Raw genomic sequence first — 20,416 nt, forward strand, 5'->3', positions numbered from 1 at the left:
GTTGTCAATATTTCAGATTTGCCACATCCCGGCTCCGGACCGGCTGGGACGAAGCTCAGATGTGCCATCGCGTACGTGCGCGTACGTGCGTATTTATACACGATTTGCATACTCTCATCACGATATTTATTCGGAGTTGCAGAAATGGATGGGAATAAACAGCAGGGGCTATATGACGCAGACAGCATAGTCGCCCTGAAAGGATTGGAGGCGGTCAGGAAGAGACCGGGAATGTACATAGGGAGCACCGACAGCAGAGGGCTCCATCATCTTGTCTTTGAGGTAGTGGACAACGGTATAGATGAGGTAATGGCCGGGTTTGCCAAAAAGGTCAGTGTTTATGTCAACGAGGACGGCTCCGTTACCGTCATCGACGACGGGAGGGGCATTCCCACCGGAATGAACAAAGAGGAAGGCAAGGATGCGCTCGAGATGTGTCTCACCGACCTTCATGCAGGAGGCAAATTCAATCAGAGCGCCTACAAAGTATCGGGCGGGCTTCACGGCGTGGGAGTCTCCGTGGTGAACGCATTATCGACACGGCTCACCGCTGTCGTCGAAAGAGAAGGGAAAGTGTTCAGGCAGACCTACAAGATCGGCATACCTGATGGCCCGGTCGAGATCATAGGCAAATCTGACAGAACGGGAACGACGATAACGTTCTATCCGGACAATGAAATATTCGAAACGACGGAATTTGATTATGAGATCCTTCAGAACAGGTTCAGGAACCAGGCGTTCCTTAACAAAGAGGCGACCATCTATTTTGAGGACAAGAGAACGGGGAAATCCGAGACATTCCATTACGAAGGGGGAGTGTCCGAGTTCGTCCGGTATCTCAACAGGTCGAAGAAGGCCATACACGAACCGCCCATCGCGCTGATCGGAGAGAGGAACGGGGTGATGATGGACATCGCTCTCCAGTACACGGACGGATACAACGAAGCTATCGATTCCTTCGTTAACACCATTTATACCCCCGAAGGCGGGGCCCACCTCACGGGGTTCAGGGCATCTCTGACAAAGACCATCAATGACTATGGCAAATCCAATGGCCTTCTCAAGGACACCACGCTCGAGGGAAGCGACGTCAGGGAAGGGCTTACCGCGATAATCAGCATAAGGATGCCGGACCCGCAGTTCGAGGGCCAGACGAAGTCGAAGCTCGGGAGCAGCATCGCCCAGAAGGCGGTCTCCACATTCATGAACGAAAAGTTCGCGGAGTACCTGCTGGAGAACCCCGCCGTAGCGGCGCTGGTGGTCAGAAAGGGGATATCGGCGCTGGAGAGCAGGGAGGCCGCTAGAAAAGCGAGGGACGCCACCCGAAGGAAGAGCGCCCTCGAATCCAGCAGTCTTCCGGGAAAGCTCGCCGACTGTTCCGAAAAGGACCCGGCAAAGTGCGAGCTGTATATCGTGGAAGGGGAGTCCGCCGGCGGAAGCGCCAAGCAGGGAAGGGACCGCGCGTTCCAGGCTATCCTGCCCCTCCGCGGCAAGATCCTTAATGTAGAGAAGGCGAGGCCGGACAAGCTCCTTGACAACGAGGAGATAAAGAACCTGATGATCGCGATAGGCGGCGGAATCGGGAAGGAGTTCGACGTCACCAAGATAAGGTACCATAACGTGGTCATCATGACCGATGCGGACATCGACGGGGCACACATAGGCACATTGCTCCTCACGCTGTTCTACAGGCAGATGAAGCCGCTCATAGAGAGAGGCCACGTGTTCCTGGCGATGCCTCCCCTTTACAGGGTCTCCAAAGGGAAGAAGGAGACCTATGCATACAACAATGAGGAGATGGCAAAGGCCCTTGAAGACATGGGCACAGGCGCCAACATAAGCAGATACAAAGGACTGGGGGAGATGAACCCGCAGCAACTTTGGGAAACGACCATGAACCCCGAGACCAGACTGATGAAAAGGGTCGAGATCGAGGACGGAATGCTCGCCGACCAGCTGTTCTCCATACTGATGGGGGACGATGTCGAACCGAGAAGGGAATTCATCATCGAACATGCTCACGAAGTGATCAACCTGGATGTGTGATACTGTGGAAGAACGTAAAAAGATCATACCCCAGAGTATAGAGAAGGAGATGAAGAGGTCATACATCGACTACTCCATGAGCGTGATAGTGGGACGCGCCCTTCCTGACATAAGGGACGGGCTGAAACCTGTCCACAGGAAGATACTGTATGCCATGTCGGAACTCGGCCTTCCTTACAACAGGCCGCACAAGAAGTCCGCGAGGGTGGTCGGAGAAGTGCTCGGTAAGTACCACCCGCACGGGGACTCCGCCGCTTATGAGGCGATGGTGAGGATGGCGCAGTCCTTCTCGCTCAGATACCCGCTGGTCGACGGCCAGGGGAACTTCGGATCGGTGGACGGGGATTCGCCGGCGGCGATGCGTTATACCGAAGCCCGCCTGTCAAAGATATCCGGGGACCTTCTGGCAGACCTGGATAAGAACACGGTGGACTTCGTCGACAATTTCGACGGGTCCCTGAAGGAACCGAGCGTCCTGCCCGCAAAATTCCCCAATCTTCTGGTCAACGGTTCCGACGGGATAGCGGTCGGGATGGCCACCAAGATGCCTCCGCACAATCTTTCGGAGGTCTGCGACGCAATGATCCATGCAATCGACAACCCCGAGGCGGATGTCTACGAGCTGATGAAGTTCGTCAAAGGGCCGGACTTCCCCACCGGGGGGACCGTCCACGGCCTTTCTGGGATAGTCTCCGCCTATACCACCGGAAGAGGAAAGATAAAGGTAAGGGCGAACACCCACTTCGAGGAGATCGGCAACGGCAAGAGCAGCATAATCATCGACGAACTCCCGTATCAGGTCAACAAGGCCACCCTTATAGAGACCATAGCGGAGCACGTGAAGAACAAGGTCCTGGAGGACATAACGGACCTTCGGGACGAGTCGGACAGGGACGGGATGAGAGTCGTCATAGAACTTCACAAGGACGCGATTGAGAACGTTGTCCTCGAGAACCTCTTCAAGAAGACCCAGATGGAGATCACATATGGAATAATCAACCTGGCGCTCGTCAACAACAGACCGACCCTGCTCACTCTTAAGGACATGGTCGACCACTATTCGGAATACAGGGCGGAGGTGGTCGTCCGCAGGACCAGGTACGATCTCGAACAGGCGGAGAAGCGCCACCACATACTGGAGGGGCTGATGAAGGCCCTTGGCATGCTCGATGAGGCGATCGCCCTGATCCGCGCGTCGAAGGATGCGCCGGAGGCCAACGAAGGGCTGAGATCCCTTCTGGACATAGACGAAGAGCAGGCGAAAGCGATACTGGACATGAGGCTGCAGAAGCTCACCGGCCTGGAGATAGAGTCCATCAGGGAAGAGCACCGGCAGCTGATCATCCTCATGAAGGACCTGCAGGACATCCTGGACAACCGTGACAGGGTATTCGCCATAATCAAGGACGAGCTCAAGGAGATGAAGGATTCGTACGGGGACGAGCGCAGGACGATCATCAACGAGAACGCCTTGGATATAGACGAGGAGGATCTCATTCCGATGGAGGACGTGGTGATAACCATCTCCGCGGACAACTACATCAAGAGGATACCTCTCAACACCTACAGGCAGCAGGCAAGGGGCGGAGTAGGCCTGATCGGCATGCAGACCAAAGAGGAGGATTACGTTTCAAGCATGTTCGTAACCTCATCCCACGATTATCTGATGTTCATCACGAACCGCGGAAGGCTGCACTGGCTCAAAGGCTACAGGGTCCCGGAGGGAAGCAGGCAGTCCAAAGGGAAGCCGATAGTCAACCTGCTTCCGGATCTGGAGCAGGGAGAGATGGTGGTGAACACCATCTGCGTCAGCGACTTCCCGGAGGATAAATACCTGGCTTTCTGCACGAAGAACGGTCTGCTGAAGAAGACCAGCCTCAGCGCCTACAGGAACGTAAGGTCGAAAGGCATCAAAGCGATAAAGCTCGAGGACGGCGACGAACTGATCGAAACGTCCATTACCGAAGGTAAGGATCAGATAATTTTGGCCACCTCGGACGGCCAGGCGGTGAGGTTCAAAGAATCGGATGTCCGTCCCACCGGCAGAGACACGATGGGCGTGAAGGGTATGACCATCGGATCGGACGATGCGGTCGTTTCCATGGCGGTCGTGAGGCCCGAAGATAAGCTGCTGACGGTCACAGAGAACGGGTACGGCAAGATATCCGACGTCATCGACTACCGCCAGACGAGACGCGGCGCCAAAGGCGTGATCACCATAAAGACGAACGAGAGGAACGGCAAGGTCGTCTGCGTAAGGAAGGTGACCAACGGCGACCAGCTGATGGTGACCAGCGTACATGGGAAGATGATACGCATGAATGTCGACGAGATCAGAGAGACCGGCCGCAATGCGAAGGGCGTCCGCATAATGGACATGAGGGACGGGGACAAGGTTACGGCCGTCCAGCCGATAATTCCCGATGAGGAAGAGGAATGAAGGTACGGCTCAGGAAGACCATTAGGACAGAGAAGGCAAAGAAGACAAAGGAGGAGATCAGAGGGACCGTGCTGATCATCCTCCTCGCCGCCGGCGCGGCGGTCTCGGCCGCGGTGGCCGCGGTCTCGATCGCCGAGGGGAATACCGCCCGCACGGCAGTTTCGCTGCTGTCTTTCATCATCCTCGCCGCATGCGCGGTATCGGCATGGCTATTCCGAGCAAGGCTTTCCGCTCTGAACAAGGTCGAAAAGGAGATCAAATGTCTCCGGCTGAAGAAACCGGGCATTGATAAGACGTACGAGGATGAGATATTACCCAAGCCGCACGACGGCGGCCAAGATATGGCCGGTAAAAGATATGAAGAAGAGATCGTGCCGAAGGGAAAGATGCCGGACAAGGGGCGATGATCAACAGAACCCGAAAACACGGGTTATTCTTCGTGCTCAGCGAAGTTCACAAGGAAGCGAACGCCGGCCGCATATTTGTATGTGGAGGGATTGCTCGGGCCCGGATAAGAGGTAAGATCAAAGGGCGATCGGAAGAGTGATTCAGCGCTCCGCCCGAAGAACAAAATTTATTATCAAGATGAAAGTATCCTCCCTTCAGTTTCCATCCGATCGGCGGAACATGCGTAACGTTTCCGCCTTCCCACTCATGATGGTCACTAGAAGATGATATTATATCAGACAGCAACGCCCCGGAGACCTAGGATACTGCGTTTAAATTGAAAGAGCAGAACAGCTACGCGATGGTCGTTTTATCGGTCACCACCGTCGGCGCGCTTCTCGCGTCCGTACAGGGTTCCGCACTTCTGATAGCTCTTCCCGAGCTTATGAAAGATCTGCATATGGAATTCATGACCCTTCTGTGGGTCCTCCTCATATATCTGATGGTGACCACCATCATGGTGCCCATCCTCGGCAGACTGTCCGACATATTCGGACGGAAAAAAATGTATGTGCTCGGGTTCGGAGTATTCGCTCTGGGCTCGCTTCTCTGCGGATTCTCCGGCTCCGCATTCAACGGGTGGGACCTGGTGGGCTTCAGGATCGTTCAGGCGCTGGGAGGAGCGATGCTCCTCGCCAACAGTACGGCCATGATAACCGATGCTTTCATCAAAAGTAAATTGGGGTTCGGCCTGGGGGTCAACCAGGTCGCGGCGGCGGCCGGCATAGTCGTCGGTCCGGTGGTCGGAGGTGCTTTGGCACCGCTCGGCTGGGAGTGGATATTCTTTATCAATGTCCCCATTGGCCTGTTCGGCATGGTATGGGCCGCATACCGTCTCAGGGAGCCCAAGTGGGAGGTCAGGCAGCAGAAGTTCGACTGGATCGGGACTTTCACTTTCTTCGTGGGTCTTTTTGGGACACTCACCGCGCTCACATACGTGTCGTTCGGCGATCCGGACCTGATGTTCACTGCATATGCCATGGCGGTGATAGGGATCATCGGCATGGCGGCGTTCATTCTTGTCGAATTGCGTGCGGCATATCCCATGATGGACCTGCGTCTTTTCCGCAGAAGGAAATACGCCGTCGGAAACTTCAACAACCTTCTGAACGGGCTTTGCATAGGGGCGGCGACATTCCTGCTCATATTCTATTTTCAGGGGCCGTGCGGCAAAGACGCCCTGACGGCGGGCCTGCTTTTGATACCCTGCGGCCTGCCGATGATGATAGTAGGGCCGCTTTCCGGCAAGTGGTCTGACACCTATGGGCCAAAGTTACTGACCATCGGGGGACTCGCGCTTACGACCGTCGCCCTGGCAGGGTTGGCGTTCATTGATAACGGCACCCCTCTGTGGCAGGTGGCCGTGCTTATGGTGATCATGGGAGTCGGCGGAGGGCTGTTCGCGTCGCCGAATGCGAGTTCCGTCATGACGTCCATCCCTTCGGAACGCCGCGGCACAGCGTCCGGAACGAGGATGATGCTGCGCAATACGGGCACAATGTTCAGTCTTGCGGTGGCGTTCCCGCTTGTCCTGGCGGGATTGAGCCAGGAAGATATGCAGAGCATATTTTTCGGCGGGGGTACCGTCAGCGATGCCGCTTCGGCGATGTTCGAGAACGGCCTCAGCGAGGCGTTCATAATATTCGCGGCCGTTTCAGTGGTCTCGGTCATCGTGGCCATGATGGATTCCGGCAAAAAGCATGCATGATCCCGGCGGCGGTCAGGATGAAGATCGCCCAGAGGGCACGCGCATGAATTATTTCCTTCCCTGACACGACAGAATGGTCAAGGCTTTTACGTGTGTTTTTCCAATTCACGCTCTATCAATGATAACGCAAGCCGAAGCGCATCCAAGTTCCGTCTGGCGAGAGTCAATTGTGCCTTCGGGAGCGGATGTTTCTTCGAGAGAGTATCGTGCGCCTTCTCTATCTTGCGAATAGAAGATGATATCGATCTAACAGCCGCTTCCAATTCTGCTTTTGTGTATTCTTCCATGATCGCACCACTTAACAAGGCATAGCGGCCCCTGTTATGCCTTATCAAAGATTTCACCGTTGTGTTTATTCGATCATCATTCAGGAAACTTTATAATAGAAAACCAGCGATAGGGGGAACTGCGCCGTGGTAACTCAGTTGGGAGAGTGCATGACTGAAGATCATGAAGTCGCTGGTTCGAGCCCGGCTCACGGCACCATACATTCTTTTTGTAAGATGCGTATTCACCATACCGTCAATGCCGCGGAGGGCATCCTTTGGAATCCGATAAGATATTCATCGACATAAGGACAAGCGAGCTTACGCTCACGCAGGTTCTGCAGGAGATACAAAGGATACAGGATGAGAATCCGGATTATGAGATATTCCTCGACGGCGACTCGCACGCCATAGCCGGAAGGAAAAGGACAAGGAGGGAGTGACATCGCCGGGAGGATCACCATCGCGCTTTACAACTCGTACGACCCGAATAAATTCAGGGAGCCCCACCGAAGGGTGATCGCAAGGACCGGAGGCTTGGCGATGGCCTTCGACATGAATCTGGCACTTATCGGGTTCCCGATCCCGGAGGAAGTGAGGACCCCCGTGGAGATTGCCGAGTGGGTCGCCGGCACCACAAGCATCGGAGGCCACGGGGACTATTTTCTGGAACTTGCCGAGAAGGGAAGGTTCAATAAATTTCCGTACCCCTCAAAAGGGTTCCCGCCCCAGCTCGGCGAGCCGGTACTCACCACGAGCAAACCCGATGAGAAAAAGAAGACAAGCGTGAGCGAAGTGGCGGAGATGGTCAATGGAGGCAGGAGTATACTTCTGGTATTCGGGATAGGGCCGCACGGCGTACCGAAAGATATCGCTTCGATACCCAAGTATCATATGGATGTCACCGGCGGAGGATTCTCCCTTGAAACATGCACTGCTTTGGGAGCAGTCTGCGGGGCAATAAGTGCCACACTGGGCCGATAAAAGGGGCGTCATGGTCTTTCAACATACCGTGCGAGGCCGAGAAGGACATCTGCATAAGGTTTTTAGTGAGATAGATTATAGTATGTATTGCATTGATTTCAATGCAATACTGAAAACAAAGGAGCGTTACACATGGAACTTGCTAAAATAACAATGCGGGGACAGATAACGATACCGAAAGAGATACGCAAAAGGCTGGGCTTGAAAGACGGCGACAAGGTCGTTTTCGTCGAGGAGAACGTGCGCATCATCATGGAGAACGCTGCTATGATAGCACTTAAAAAAGCGCAGAACGCTTTTGCGGGAGAGGCAGAACGGATGGGCTTGCGGACCGAACAGGACGTTGTCGACCTGGTGAAGGAAGTGCGCGGTGAGATGTAGGAGGAGACCCGTGCGCGTAATGGTTGATACGAACGTCTTTGTTTCAGCTTTGTTTTTCCCTAGCAAACTTATGCACAGGGCCTGACAGAGCACCGCCTTGTACTTCCAACACACATGAAATGAATACGAGACAGGAGCAAACTGCCGGAAGCGGATCACTCTGCAAAAAGGACTTAATTTCATCTGTGGTTAGTACTTCTCATAAAGGATGTTCCCAGGTTCCAAAAGAACGCCGCTGCCTTTTTCGACTCTCCCAATGACATCCGCATTCCCGTATCTTTTGATGATATCGGTAGCATCAGCCTCCGGCGCGATGATCATGAAACCCATGCCCATGTTCAGGGTCTGGTACATCTCTTTGTCCTCAACGCCCCCCAATTCCTGAATGATCCCGAATATCGGGGCGGGAGCGACGGGATCATCGATCACGTACCTCAATCCTTTTCTCATGCGCAGGAGGTTCCTGAGGCCGCCGCCGGTGATGTTCACCAGACCGTGCACGTCATGGTTCCTTGCGATCTCAAGGACCTGTCTGACGTAGATCTCTGTCGGCGTGAGGAGTTCCTCCCCTATCGTGCCGGACAGACCTTTGACCCTGTCGCCGAGAGAGATGTTCGAGGATTCCAGGACCTTTCTGGCCAAAGTGAATCCGTTGGAGTGCAGACCGGATGATCTCAGACACACGATCACGTCCCCGTCCTCGCATTTATCTCCGGTCATCTCCCGGCCTTTTTCAACGAATCCGAGGCATGTTCCGGAAAGGTCGATGCCGTTCACCAATTCGGGGAGCACCGCTATCTCGCCGCCGACGATCTCCATATTGGACATCTCCGCGCCTTTTTCCAGCCCTTTGCCTATCTCTTTTGTTATCATATCATCTGGGCGGTCTATCGCGATGTAGTCGACGAAAGACATCGGCTCGGCGTTGACGCATATGGTGTCGTTAACGTTCATCGCGATGCAATCGATCCCGACTGTGTGCCAGATCCCCAATTCCTTTGCGATAAGAAGCTTCGTTCCGACGCCGTCTGTGGCCAGAGTGAGGTATCTGTCTCCGAAGTCGATCAGACTCGCAAACAGGCCGGGTATGCGGACCATCTGTCCTATGCCGTCCCTTTTGAACTTGATCTCGTCCACAAGGGAGCTTATCGCTTTCGATTTGTCGTCTATGTTGACGCCTGCTTTTGAATACGTCCACCCTTTAGGCATTGTCTCCGCCGGATAATGGGCTCGTCCTCTTATTAGTTTTCACACAAAGAGGTTTATCGGTAAAGCCCATCCACTCTAACGATGGCTCTTCATGACCGTTGGGTCCAGGAAAGGAAGCACGAGCACTATTATAAAATGGCAAAGAAGCTCAATTACAGGTCCAGGGCATCCTTTAAGCTGATGCAGATAGACGACCGGTTCAATGTTTTCAGAGAAGGGGATTCGGTCATCGACCTCGGCGCGTCTCCCGGAGGGTGGCTCCAGGTCGCGAAAGGAAGGGTCGGCGACAAGGGCAAGGTCGTCGGTGTCGACCTCCGTTACATCAGGCCGCTGGAAGGCATCATAACAATAATCGGGGACATAACCAAGGACAGCACCATGAGGGAGCTGCTGGAAGCCGTCGGGGGGAAAGCGGACGTCGTGCTTTCGGACATGGCGCCGAACATCGGCGGAAGTTATTCCACCGACCACGCCAGGTCCGTGGACCTTTGCATGTATGCGGTCGCGGTATGCGACAGGGTGCTGAAGAAAGGCGGAAAGATGGTGGTGAAGGTGTTCATGGGGGACATGATGGATTCCCTCGTGAAAGAATTGGAGTCGAGGTTCGCGTCTGTGAAGATACATTCTCCCGCCGCATCGAGGGACTCATCATCGGAAATGTACATCATATCCAAAGGGTTCCTGGCCCGAGCGGACATCAAGCTGAAGGATATCGCCGAAGAGGAGAAGAAGCCGGAATTCACGGCGAAAGGCGGGAATATCTGATCAATCCCAGAAGCGTTTGGTCTTTGCGTAAAGTATCTCCGCGCTCATTATGTCTCGGAGGAAATCGTCCTCGTCGGCATGCATGCTCCTCAGGATCCGGGACGCGCTGTCGGGACCTATGCCTCTGCCGGCCAGGACCATTGCGGCCCTCTTTCCGTACTCGTTAACTAGATTCGCGTTCCTTGATACGCGCAGAGCGTCCTTCTTTTCCTGCTCGTTTCGATCTTTTTTCTTGATAAATTTAATGCTCTCTCTTTCGTATCCTTTGAGCAGGGCTATCATGTTCCCTTCGCATCTGGAACATTTGAAACGCTGCGGAGCGTCTTGCACCCGCAGCCTCCACTGATTCAGGCAGTTCAGGCACGAAGCGTGGAGGACCTCTTCCTCCAGCCTGTTCTTGAGCGCCATCAGTATCGAGTGGTCCGCCCTTACCGGCTGCATAAGCTCCTTCGATCTGGTGATCCCCTCAAGACCTATGTGGGATATCCCGCACATCTCCATCTTTATCCTGCCCTCCGACAGCAATCTCATGACAAGTTCTGCGTTCTCGATGTCCAGGTCCTCCCAGAGCACCATGTTGATCGCCTCGTTGTACGCCGGAGTGTCTTTATGAAGGTCGAAAAGGCGGTTGAAGTTGATGAAACGGTGGTCTGCACCCTTCTCGATTATGCCGAACTTCTTTGCCACATGGACAAAACGCCATTTGAGGTACGTGGAGTTGAGGATGGTGATCCTGGCCAAGGCCTCCACCGTACCCGGCTTTATGGACCTGAACGTGTCCTCCAGCAGCTTCCTGTCAACATTCCTCGGGAGTTCGAGTATTATGCGGTATGCGTCGGCCGATACGCCGATGCTTTCTCCGAGGCGGGCGGTCAGCAGGGCGGAGTATATCTTTCCGAATGTCTCGTTCACCCTGCTGCCGAAGCAGCAGTTCAGTATCGCCAGCCTGTCTCCCGTCTCAAGGGTGATGGTATTGTCAGTGGGGACCGGCCATCTCTCTTTCTGCTCGCCGATATACTCGGTGATCTTTTTGCGGCAGTTCTCATCGCCCGGGTATCGTTCGAGGTCCATCTTGCGGCGCATCCTTCCGACCTCCATGGCGACCTCGAAAGGAACGGGTATGTCCGAACCCGCCCAGGACGGGACGGACCCGACGTCCCCGGCCTCCTCGACGAGGAGTTCGTCCTCTCTCATCTCGACTATCCTCCATGTCCTGCCTTTTGCGATGAACATCGCAAACGGTTCGGCGAAAGACGCCACGAAGCTCTCGTCAAGAGTTCCGATGATCCCTCTTGTGCTTATATCCCGGATCAGATATGTTCTTTCATCCGGGATCATGGAGATATTGTCATAGAAATACTGCATCCCTTTCTTTGAACGTCTGAACCCGTTCTCGTCCTCGAATATCATCTTTATGGATTTCAGCTGCTCCAGCACGTCATCCATATCGGACCGCCGGAGCGTTTTGAACGAATTGGACCTTCTGAAAATTTTATAGGCAAGGTCCCTGTTCGTACGGCCGCTCATCGTCATCGCGATGAGCTGGTTCGCAAGCACCGTGAAAGGACTCGCCCTGCCTTTGAAGTATTCGAGCTCCTTTGCGTCGCTCCTCCTCGCTATGACCAGCGCTTCGGCGACCTCGTCGGGGGATGTAGCAAGGATCACAGAGCGGATGACCTCCCCCATCCTGTGCCCGGCGCGCCCGGCGCGCTGTATCATCCTCGACACCTCTCTCGGGGAGTTATATTGTATGACAAGATCGGCGGTCCCGATGTCGATTCCTAATTCAAGAGAGGATGTCGCGATGACCGCCCTAAGGCCCCCGTTCTTGAACTGGTCTTCAATGCCCGTTCTGTTCTCTTTCGAGAGGGATCCGTGGTGCACGTCGATCGAAAAGTCCTCGTCCCAGATATGATATCTTGCCGCAAGCCACTCGGCCGTCTCCCTTGTGTTCACAAAGAGCAGCGTTGACCTTCCCGATTCGATAAGCGCTCTGGCCCTCTTCATCACCGCCAGGATGTCGGGGTCGCTCTGCAGTTTGTCCAGGAGGACGGCGTCACCCGTATCCGGGATCGGGCACTCGACGAATATCTCGAACTCTCTGTGTGTATCGTGTTTGCACAGGACCGCCTCCCTGCCCACGCCGGAGAGGAACTCCTTAACATCGTCAACATCGCCGACGGTCGCGGAAAGGCCGATCCTTTGATATTCTCCGCTTATCTCCGCCAGCCTTTCCAGGGCGACGCCGAGCTGCGCGCCCCTTTCCGTGCTTGAAAGTTCGTGTATCTCGTCCACCACGACCCATTCCACGTTCTTCAGATGCTCCCTCAGCCGCTTGCCCGTAAAAAGGACCTGCACCGTTTCCGGCGTCGTGATGAGGATCTCCGGAGCCTTCTGAGATTGTCTGTTCCTTTCCGCCTGCGTGGTGTCGCCGTGTCTCACTCCGACCGATATGTCCAGCGCAGTCCCGTAGTCCTCCATCCTTTTCAGCATGTCCCTGTTGAGGGCTCTGAGCGGCGTTATGTACAAGCATCGTATGCCGCTCTTCCCTTTAGTTCTGAAAATGGAATCGAAGATCGGGAGCATGGCGGCCTCGGTCTTACCGATGCCGGTGGGGGCCACCAGAAGCACATTCTTTCCGGAAAGTATCATCGGAATGGCGCTTCTCTGAGGATCTGTCGGCTGTGTTATGCCCCTATCCTTCAAAACTGAAACGAGTTCCGGGCTGAGTTTATCAAAAGACATAAAAAATGGATGTGCCGGGAGACCCGGCAAAAGGTTTATTTCTTCTTCTTTTTGCCCATGGCCCTGAGATTCTCTTTCACCGCGGCTTTTATCTCGACCGCTTGGGTCTCGCCGTCGGTGATGTCATTCTCAAAGAAGGACAATACGGCCCATCCGTCCTCCTCCAGTGCTTTTTTTGTGTCGGCATCCACTTTTCCTTCTGTGAGGATGTACACGGCCACTTTTGAGTTGATGAAGGCGACCGGTATGATGAGGGGCCCGTAATCCTTTCTGCATCTGAGGCCCTTGTTCCAGGCGGCCCTCCTGACAAGCGCTTCCGGAGAATTGTCCGTCCAGATGTCCTCTCCTACAGCCTCTTCTTCGGCGGCCTCTCTTTCCTTTGCCTCGGCTTCAGCCTTTGCAGCAGCCTCTCTTGCTTTCGCTTCAGCCTCAGCCTTTGCAGCAGCCTCTCTTGCTTTCGCTTCAGCCTCAGCCTTTGCAGCAGCCTCTCTTGCTTTCGCTTCAGCCTCAGCCTTTGCAGCGGCATCCTTATCCGCAGGCAGGGTTTCCGGCGCTTTCGGCGGCTCTGATTTCTTCTCCTCCGCGGGCTTCGGCTCCGCCGGGGCGGTAACCTTCAGAAGCACTTCCGAAAGGTCCATGATCTTTATCTTGGAGTTGATTTGCTTCGCGCCCTGCGTAAGATTGACCACGCAGAAGGGGCAGCATGTGACGAGGATGTCCGCGCCGGTCTCCTCTGCGTCCTTGATCCTCTCCGCCGCGACATTCACGGCCATGTCATTGTATTGGCTCTTGTATCCGCCTCCGGCGCCGCAGCATCTGGAGTTCTCTCTGTTGCGGTCCATTTCCACAAGCTCTATGCCCTTGATCTTCTTCAGGACATTCCTGGGGGTCTCAAAGACGCCCATGTGCCTTCCCATGTGGCAGGGGTCGTGGTATGTCACCTTTGCTTTGAACTCGTGGTTGATGGAAAGCTTCTTCTCCGAGATCAGTTTCTCCACGTACTGGGAGAAATGGTAAACGTTCTGTCCGGTCTTCGCATAGAACTTTCCGAAGTCGGTGGAGATCGTCTTGTAACAGCCTGAACATGTCATCACCATGTCCTTTGCGCCCATTCCGTCCGCTCCCTCAACGACCTTCTCGGCGCATTCGAGCGAGTATCTGTGGGTGCCCGTTCTGAGCAGCGGCGATGAGCAGCACCATTCTTCAGTGCCGAGCATATTGATCTTCACTCCCGCCCTCGCAAGCACGCGGACGCCGGTCTGCGGAAGTATCTGCTGTCTGTACGCTCCGGTGCATCCCGCGAAGAAAAGAACATCCGGGGTTTGTGCCCTTTCCACATCCTCAGGCCACCAGTCCCCCCTCTTGGACACCGGTTCTCCGTACGGGTTGTGGACCTCCCCGACCTTCTTCGCCATGCCTTTGTGGGCGGACATCGGGCCGGCGCCTTCATCCACTATCCATTTCCTGATGGTCTCCCAGAATTCGACCAGGGGGATGTTCGCATGGCAGACCGCCTCGCAGTTCCCGCAGCCTGTGCATTTGTACATCGCGTCAACGAAATACGGGCTGAGCGAGACCTCTCTGCCGAGGAGTTTGTCGACGCCCCCGGCGCTGCTGAGCTGGTTGAGATAGTATATCTTCCCTCTGGGGGTCACCGATTCCCAAGGCGTCTGATCGTGGGCCTCGCAGACGCTGATGCAGTAGCCGCACTGCAGGCAGGCAGTGAGTTCTTGCTGAACGCGCGGCATCTTTTGGATCTTGATGCTGTCTTTCAGTTTTGAAAACGGGTTCTCAAGGGCCTTCATAATGAAAAGAGAAAAACGCACGCTCCTATATTAAAGCTTTTGAATAGGCAATATGTGCCAACATGCGGTTTTTATTCTTTTCGGCGGCACGAGCCGACCAACTGTCACGCGGTAAAGAGTAAGACAATCATCTGAAATATTTTGAAGGATATCCGCAGGCGATGGACAAATACCTTGAGCTTAAGGTCGCGATGGCGGAGAGGCAGTCCGAGGTAGGATATGGGAGGGCGAGGATCGACAACGAGTCCCGCAGGTACCTCGGTCTTGACCTGGGAGATATCATCGAGATAATAGGCAAAAGGACGGTCGTGGCGAAGATATTCAAAGGGGAGGCCGGCGACGACGGCATGAGGCTCATACGCATAGACGGCCCAACGAGGACATGCGCCGGCGTGAGCGTGGACGAGACAGTGCGCATAAGGAAATGCGATCCCGGCATAGCGCAGAAGGTGGTCCTCAGTCCCAACATATCCGAGGGCAAAAGGATCAGTTATGAGGAAGGCGTAGAGAACATGTTCCGGAGCGGGCTCCTGTGGAGGCCGCTCATCGTAGGCATGGACATAATGCTGTCGAACATCGCCCTTATGGGCAACAGGGTGCCCTACAATGTCACTTCGACGGTTCCCCCTGGACCGGTGGTCGTCGGCGAGGACACGGAGATAGTGGTAAGGAGCGAGCCTGCCAAAAAGGATAAGAACGTGCGGACGGGACGCACCACATATGATGACATAGGAGGGCTGGATGAGGAGCTGCGGAGGATAAGGGAGATGATAGAGCTCCCGCTCAAACATCCGGAGCTTTTCGACCGCATGGGTATATCCGCGCCTAAGGGCGTGCTGCTGTTCGGGCCCCCAGGCACCGGCAAGACGCTGATAGCGGAGGCGGTCGCAAACGAGTCCGGCGCGTCTTTTTATTCGATCCGCGGGCCGGAGATAATGGGCAGATACTATGGGCAGAGCGAAGAGAGGCTCAGGAAGATATTCGAGGAGGCCGAGGAGAACGCCCCGAGCATAATATTCCTTGACGAGATAGATTCGATAGCCCCGAACAGGGACTCCACCTACGGAGAGGTGGAAAGGCGGGTGGTGGCGCAGCTTCTGACGCTCATGGACGGAATGGGCGGAAGAGGGGATGTGATAGTGATCGGAGCTACCAACAGAGAGGATTCGATAGACCCCGCGCTCAGAAGGCCGGGAAGATTCGACAGGGAGATAGAGATCGGCGTCCCGAACACCAAGGGAAGGAAAAGCATCCTGGAGGTACACACAAGGGACATGCCGCTGTCAGATGATGTGGAGATAGAGAAGCTGGCGGGGACGACGCAGGGGTTCGTCGGAGCGGATCTCGCCTCGCTGGCCAGGGAATCAGCCATGAAATGCCTCAGCAAGCACATATCCAAACTTGATCTGGATAAGCCGGTGCCGCAGTCGACGCTTGAGACGATGAAGGTATGTATGACAGATTTCGCAGACGCGCTTGCAGACATAGAACCGAGCGGCATGAGGGAGGTATTCGTGGAAATACCCAAGACCACCTGGGACGACATAGGCGGCCTGGAACATATAAGGAAAGAGATCGAGGAGGTATTCGTCCCCACCGAGGAACACAAGTCCTTTGAAAGGCTGGGAATAAGTCCGGGGAAGGCGGTCCTGCTCTACGGCCCCCCGGGAACAGGCAAGACCCTTATCGCCAAGGCTGTGGCGAACGAATCCGGCGCGAACTTCATCGCAATAAGCGGACCGGAGATAGCCAGCAAATGGATGGGGGAATCGGAACGGGCCATAAGGAAGATATTCAAGAAAGCAAAGCAGATGGCGCCCTGCATAATATTCTTTGACGAGATAGATTCGATCGCCCCCGTAAGGGGCGGAGGCGACTCCCAGGCGTGGGAGAGAGTGGTGGCGCAGCTGCTGACGTCGATGGACGGCATCGAAAGCATGAACAGAGTGATGGTCATGGCGGCTACCAACCGTCCCGATATGATCGACCCGGCGCTGCTGAGGCCCGGAAGGATGGACCGCATGATACTGGTGGGAAGGCCCGGTCCGGAAGAGCGCAAGAGCATACTTAAGGTGCACACGGCGAAGATGCCGCTTAAAGACATCGATCTCGAGTCGGTCGCCAGAGCGACGGAGGGATACGTCGGCGCAGACATAGCTTCGCTGTGCAGGGAGGCCGGATTGTCCGCATACCGCAGGGACAGCGCCGCGCAGTACGTGACCGAAAAGGACTTCAGGGCCGCGATGAGCATAGTGGGCCCCTCGGTGGATGAGGCTACTTTCGAGAAGTATGAGTCACTGAGCAAAGAGATGAGAAAGCTCCGCATGGGGTGGAATGACCCCTTCTATGGGTAAATGCGCGATATGTATGAATGACCGCTGTCCAGTTGCGGAGTCTGAGGAATTGGATATGGGCGTGGCCATCAGATCTATGAAAAGTGAAACCTAGTAAACTTATTTTAACCCAAATTCTGCCTCCTAGGCGCTCAGAATTTATGCTAAATGCCCGCATTTGAGATCAAATTACTCTGAATGCTCAGCCGTTCAGCGCAGTCGTCCGTTACAAAGTTTTAAACTGTGCGGAGGCGGTATCTTGATCATGGTCTCTGCGAAAAAAAAGATATATTCCATCAGTGAGCTGAAGGAGGTAGTGGCGCCTGTAGCGGAGCAGTACGGGGTCGCTAAAGTGTATCTTTTTGGTTCAGTGGCCAGAGGGGACCATGATGAAAACAGCGACTATGACTTCTGCATTGAATCGGGGAAGATACGCGGGCTGATCGCACTTTCAGGATTCTTTCAGGATCTGTGTTATGCAGTGGGACGTGAAATAGATCTTGTTGATATCAAAGCCTTAGACCCGGGATTTCTGAAGGTCGTTATGTCCGAGGGGATTATAGTATATGAGGGATGATAGGCGCATCTTGGTAAAGATAATTGGTCACTGTAACGATATCGAGGATGCTCTCCAATACTTTGGCAGGGACGAAGAAGATTTTCTTGGCAATAAGTTCTTCCAAAAAAGTTGTATCCTCGATATTTTTCAGATAGGAGAAGCCGTAAAATCGTTATCGTTCGGGTTAACGAACGAGAATAGGGATATTCCATGGAAGGAAATAGCCGGATTTAGAAATTTGATCGCCCACGACTACGAACGGGTCAGTCTGAAAGACACGTGGATAGCGGTGACCGAAGAGGCGCCCGAACTAAAGATAGTGTGCGAGAGGATATTGGCAGGGCTCACTGATCAATAATAAACTGCCGCGGGATGAGAGCGTTCCCGTGCCCAGCGAAACGATCGCAAATTATTCAACATGGTCGCTGCGGCTAAAGGATACATATACTGTCTCAGACATACCAAACACAGCACGGGCGATATTATGGAGGACAGGATCTTCAGCAGAGAGATCATCGGCAAAGAGGTCGAAACGATAACCGGGCGCACGGTTGGAGTACTTGAGGATATTGTCATAGACACCGAGGACGGGTCGATAAAGTATCTTCTGATATCGACCGCCGGCAACGTGTTGGGGGAATCGCACAAAGTGGATGAAAAAGGCAGGGCCGTGGTGGAGACGGACCGCATAAGGATCAGCGGGAACAGGCTGATTATCAACTGAGAGGTTTGACCATAAAGGGTTCTTCCAGAACGTACCCGAGCGTTTCGTAGTACCTTCTCACGCCGATGCCGCTGTTGACCCTGATCCTTTTCTTCCCGTCAAGGGCCGCAAGACGCTCTGCCTCAAGCATAAGCTCTTTTCCGAACCCTCTGTGCTGCCAGTCCTCTCCTTCGGAGCCGATCGCCGCTGCCTTCCCGAAGACCTTAAGTTCCCTGATGGTCGCGGTGTCGGTCCCGTCCGTCCTCAGTCTGGCATAGCCGATTATAGAGTCTTTGTATTCAAGGGAGATGAACCTTTCCGCACCGCCGCTTGCTTCATATTCCATGATCTTCAGTTCGATGAGCTCAGGATCCTCCAGGACCTCTCCGGTATGTCCGACCTCCCTGCATCTGATGCATCTGCAGGATACGCCGTTGGCGTCCATGCTCTCCCTGACAAGCTGGCGGATGTTGCTCTTGAGGATCCCGGCGGCTATCTGCGGCGCCGGGATATCCCTTTGTATCCTCTGGATCCTGACATATTCGGGAACGGCCGATTTCATCTTTGAAAGGAGGTCCACTGCCGTATCCACATCGTATGGTACGTATTCCCCTCTTTTCCACATGTCGTAGAGTTCGGTCCCCTGAATGACCAGCGCCGGATAGAATTTCAGCATGTCCGGCCGGAAATCCGGATCGTCGAAGATGCGTTCGAAGCATTCGAGGTCTTTTTTCGGGTCGGACCCCGGGAGTCCGGGCATTATATGGTAGCATACTTTGAGGCCGCGGTCCTTGCAGGACCTTGTGGAATCCTTTACTTCTTTTACTCCGTGCCCTCTCTTTGATATCGAAAGTATACCGTCATCAAGTATCTGAACACCCAGCTCGACCCTCGTGGCGCCGAGCAGCATGGCCTGTTCGACCTGTTCGTCGCCGAACACGTCCGGTCTTGTCTCCACGGTCAGGCCGACGCACCGGTGTTCGGAGGTCTCATTCTTCCTCTGCGCTTCCCTGAGGTCAGACGACGCCTCTCCGTTCATCGCGTCGAGGCACCTTTGTACAAACCACTCCTGGTATCCCCTGTCTCTTGACGTGAAGGTCCCGCCCATGATGATGAGATCTATCTTATCGGTCCCGTGGCCTATGGCGGTCAGCTGGTCGATCCTGTCCTTAACCTGAAGGAAAGGGTCGTAATCGTTCCTGCCGGCCCTTCTGGCGGCGGGTTCCTTTCCGGTATAGGACTGGGGCGATCCGTTCTCGACCCCTCCGGGGCAGTAGGAGCATTTCCCGTGAGGACAGGGGTGAGGGGAGGTCATCACCGCCACCACCGCCACGCCGCTCAGGGTGCGCATGGGCTTTTTGATCAGGAGCGGCTCAAGAAGCTTTCTGTCGCCGGGTCCGACCTCTCTCAGTATGCTTGAGTTCGGAGGCACATCCGTCAGCCCCAGCTCGCCGCAGAGCTCTATTTTCATTCTCTGTATGCCGTCTCTGTCCCTCACCGCCCCCTCCTTCACGGCGGAGATGATCTTCCGGCTGAGTTCTTTGATCAGATGGCTGTCATTCATCCGTTCTCTGACCTCGCGAGGGACTGGAAGTGCGATACCGTCCGCCTGTAGTTCTCCATGGCCATGCTGACGTTCGCCTCGGTGAAGTTCCAGGCCTTGGACAGATCCCCATATCTGATCCTGTAACCTTTCCTGACGGCGCCGTCGAACTCCACGTCGATGCTCTCCAGAAGATCCATCGATTTCAGCTTGTTGATGTGCCTGTATATCGTAGGTTTGGTGGTCTCCAGAAGTGCGGCCAGCTCTTCTACCGCCCAAGCTTTGTTTATATTCTTCATGAAGAAGTCCATGAACAGTTTGTACGGCACGCTGTCCCTTACGTTCGTCGCAGAGGTCTTGGGATCATATCCTTTCGGTATGTATCCGATCTGCACCAGGAATGTCTCCGCAACTATGTCCTTATCCGTCACAGCGTTCATGGGGGTGTTGCTGACAACTTGTAGTTCAAACAATGTTACATC

General features: G+C 54.6%; 18 protein-coding genes and 1 tRNA gene. 13 read left to right on the forward strand and 6 right to left on the reverse strand.

Features of this window, described 5'->3' with window-relative positions:
* Positions 1-144 precede the first annotated feature (144 nt).
* The 4 genes from gyrB to FWG96_00095 all read left to right on the forward strand — a co-directional run bounded on the left by gyrB (position 145) and on the right by FWG96_00095 (position 6,641).
* The gene (gyrB, locus tag FWG96_00080; protein MCL2031668.1) at positions 145-2,046 is read left to right on the forward strand and encodes a DNA topoisomerase (ATP-hydrolyzing) subunit B; all 1,902 of its coding nucleotides are present in this window, start codon (positions 145-147) and stop codon (positions 2,044-2,046) included.
* The gene (gene gyrA / locus FWG96_00085) at positions 2,039-4,486 is read left to right on the forward strand and encodes a DNA gyrase subunit A (GenBank protein ID MCL2031669.1); all 2,448 of its coding nucleotides are present in this window, start codon (positions 2,039-2,041) and stop codon (positions 4,484-4,486) included. Before gyrB ends, gyrA begins: the two co-directional genes overlap by 8 nt.
* A complete protein-coding gene (locus tag FWG96_00090; GenBank protein ID MCL2031670.1) occupies positions 4,483-4,893 on the forward strand; it encodes a hypothetical protein in 411 nt (136 codons plus the stop codon). Before gyrA ends, FWG96_00090 begins: the two co-directional genes overlap by 4 nt.
* Before the next feature lie 341 nt (positions 4,894-5,234).
* On the forward strand, positions 5,235-6,641 hold the full coding sequence (locus FWG96_00095; protein MCL2031671.1) for an MFS transporter: 1,407 nt from the start codon (positions 5,235-5,237) through the stop codon (positions 6,639-6,641).
* Positions 6,642-6,727: 86 nt separating this feature from the next.
* Here FWG96_00095 and FWG96_00100 read toward each other — a convergent pair whose 3' ends face one another.
* Positions 6,728-6,928, reverse strand: a complete 201-nt coding sequence (locus FWG96_00100) for a hypothetical protein (protein ID MCL2031672.1) — start codon at positions 6,926-6,928, stop codon at positions 6,728-6,730.
* Positions 6,929-7,051: 123 nt separating this feature from the next.
* Between FWG96_00100 and FWG96_00105 the strand changes: the two genes are divergently transcribed.
* The 4 genes from FWG96_00105 (at position 7,052) to FWG96_00120 (ending at position 8,272) form a co-directional block, all read left to right on the forward strand.
* A tRNA-Phe gene (locus FWG96_00105) sits at positions 7,052-7,127 on the forward strand.
* 58 nt (positions 7,128-7,185) lie between these two features.
* Positions 7,186-7,350: a hypothetical protein gene (locus FWG96_00110; protein MCL2031673.1), complete on the forward strand. Its 165-nt coding sequence runs from the start codon at positions 7,186-7,188 to the stop codon at positions 7,348-7,350.
* A gap of 19 nt (positions 7,351-7,369) precedes the next feature.
* On the forward strand, positions 7,370-7,891 hold the full coding sequence (locus FWG96_00115) for a DUF531 domain-containing protein (GenBank protein ID MCL2031674.1): 522 nt from the start codon (positions 7,370-7,372) through the stop codon (positions 7,889-7,891).
* Between the two features lie 132 nt (positions 7,892-8,023).
* Positions 8,024-8,272 carry an AbrB/MazE/SpoVT family DNA-binding domain-containing protein gene (locus FWG96_00120; GenBank protein MCL2031675.1) on the forward strand — a complete coding sequence of 83 codons (249 nt, stop codon included), beginning with the start codon at positions 8,024-8,026 and terminating at the stop codon, positions 8,270-8,272.
* Between the two features lie 189 nt (positions 8,273-8,461).
* Here FWG96_00120 and purM read toward each other — a convergent pair whose 3' ends face one another.
* Complete coding sequence (gene purM, locus FWG96_00125; GenBank protein ID MCL2031676.1) at positions 8,462-9,481, reverse strand: phosphoribosylformylglycinamidine cyclo-ligase; 1,020 nt, start codon at positions 9,479-9,481, stop codon at positions 8,462-8,464.
* 81 nt (positions 9,482-9,562) lie between these two features.
* On the opposite strand from purM, the gene FWG96_00130 reads away from it, so the two are divergent.
* Positions 9,563-10,246, forward strand: a complete 684-nt coding sequence (locus FWG96_00130; protein ID MCL2031677.1) for an RlmE family RNA methyltransferase — start codon at positions 9,563-9,565, stop codon at positions 10,244-10,246.
* Here FWG96_00130 and FWG96_00135 read toward each other — a convergent pair whose 3' ends face one another.
* Entirely contained in the window at positions 10,247-12,991 is a 2,745-nt protein-coding gene (locus FWG96_00135; protein ID MCL2031678.1) for a DEAD/DEAH box helicase, read from the reverse strand. It lies immediately after the preceding gene.
* A gap of 35 nt (positions 12,992-13,026) precedes the next feature.
* The gene (locus FWG96_00140) at positions 13,027-14,796 is read right to left on the reverse strand and encodes a heterodisulfide reductase-related iron-sulfur binding cluster (protein ID MCL2031679.1); all 1,770 of its coding nucleotides are present in this window, start codon (positions 14,794-14,796) and stop codon (positions 13,027-13,029) included.
* A gap of 161 nt (positions 14,797-14,957) precedes the next feature.
* Between FWG96_00140 and FWG96_00145 the strand changes: the two genes are divergently transcribed.
* The 4 genes from FWG96_00145 (at position 14,958) to FWG96_00160 (ending at position 18,412) form a co-directional block, all read left to right on the forward strand.
* Positions 14,958-17,150, forward strand: coding sequence for a CDC48 family AAA ATPase (locus tag FWG96_00145; protein MCL2031680.1), 2,193 nt, complete (start codon positions 14,958-14,960; stop codon positions 17,148-17,150).
* A gap of 244 nt (positions 17,151-17,394) precedes the next feature.
* Positions 17,395-17,706 (forward strand): nucleotidyltransferase domain-containing protein, encoded by a 312-nt coding sequence (locus FWG96_00150; GenBank protein ID MCL2031681.1) that lies wholly within the window; start codon positions 17,395-17,397, stop codon positions 17,704-17,706.
* Positions 17,696-18,046, forward strand: coding sequence for a DUF86 domain-containing protein (locus tag FWG96_00155; GenBank protein ID MCL2031682.1), 351 nt, complete (start codon positions 17,696-17,698; stop codon positions 18,044-18,046). Before FWG96_00150 ends, FWG96_00155 begins: the two co-directional genes overlap by 11 nt.
* A 126-nt stretch (positions 18,047-18,172) precedes the next feature.
* Positions 18,173-18,412: a PRC-barrel domain-containing protein gene (locus FWG96_00160; GenBank protein MCL2031683.1), complete on the forward strand. Its 240-nt coding sequence runs from the start codon at positions 18,173-18,175 to the stop codon at positions 18,410-18,412.
* Here FWG96_00160 and FWG96_00165 read toward each other — a convergent pair.
* Both FWG96_00165 and FWG96_00170 read right to left on the reverse strand, forming a co-directional pair.
* A complete protein-coding gene (locus tag FWG96_00165) occupies positions 18,405-19,955 on the reverse strand; it encodes a tRNA uridine(34) 5-carboxymethylaminomethyl modification radical SAM/GNAT enzyme Elp3 (protein ID MCL2031684.1) in 1,551 nt (516 codons plus the stop codon). The genes FWG96_00160 and FWG96_00165 overlap by 8 nt on opposite strands.
* Positions 19,952-20,407 (reverse strand): helix-turn-helix domain-containing protein, encoded by a 456-nt coding sequence (locus FWG96_00170; GenBank protein ID MCL2031685.1) that lies wholly within the window; start codon positions 20,405-20,407, stop codon positions 19,952-19,954. The genes FWG96_00165 and FWG96_00170 overlap by 4 nt, the downstream gene beginning before the upstream one ends.
* Positions 20,408-20,416 lie beyond the last annotated feature (9 nt).

It is taken from the genome of Candidatus Methanoplasma cognatum (assembly GCA_009777615.1).
GTDB lineage: Archaea > Thermoplasmatota > Thermoplasmata > Methanomassiliicoccales > Methanomethylophilaceae > Methanoplasma > Methanoplasma cognatum.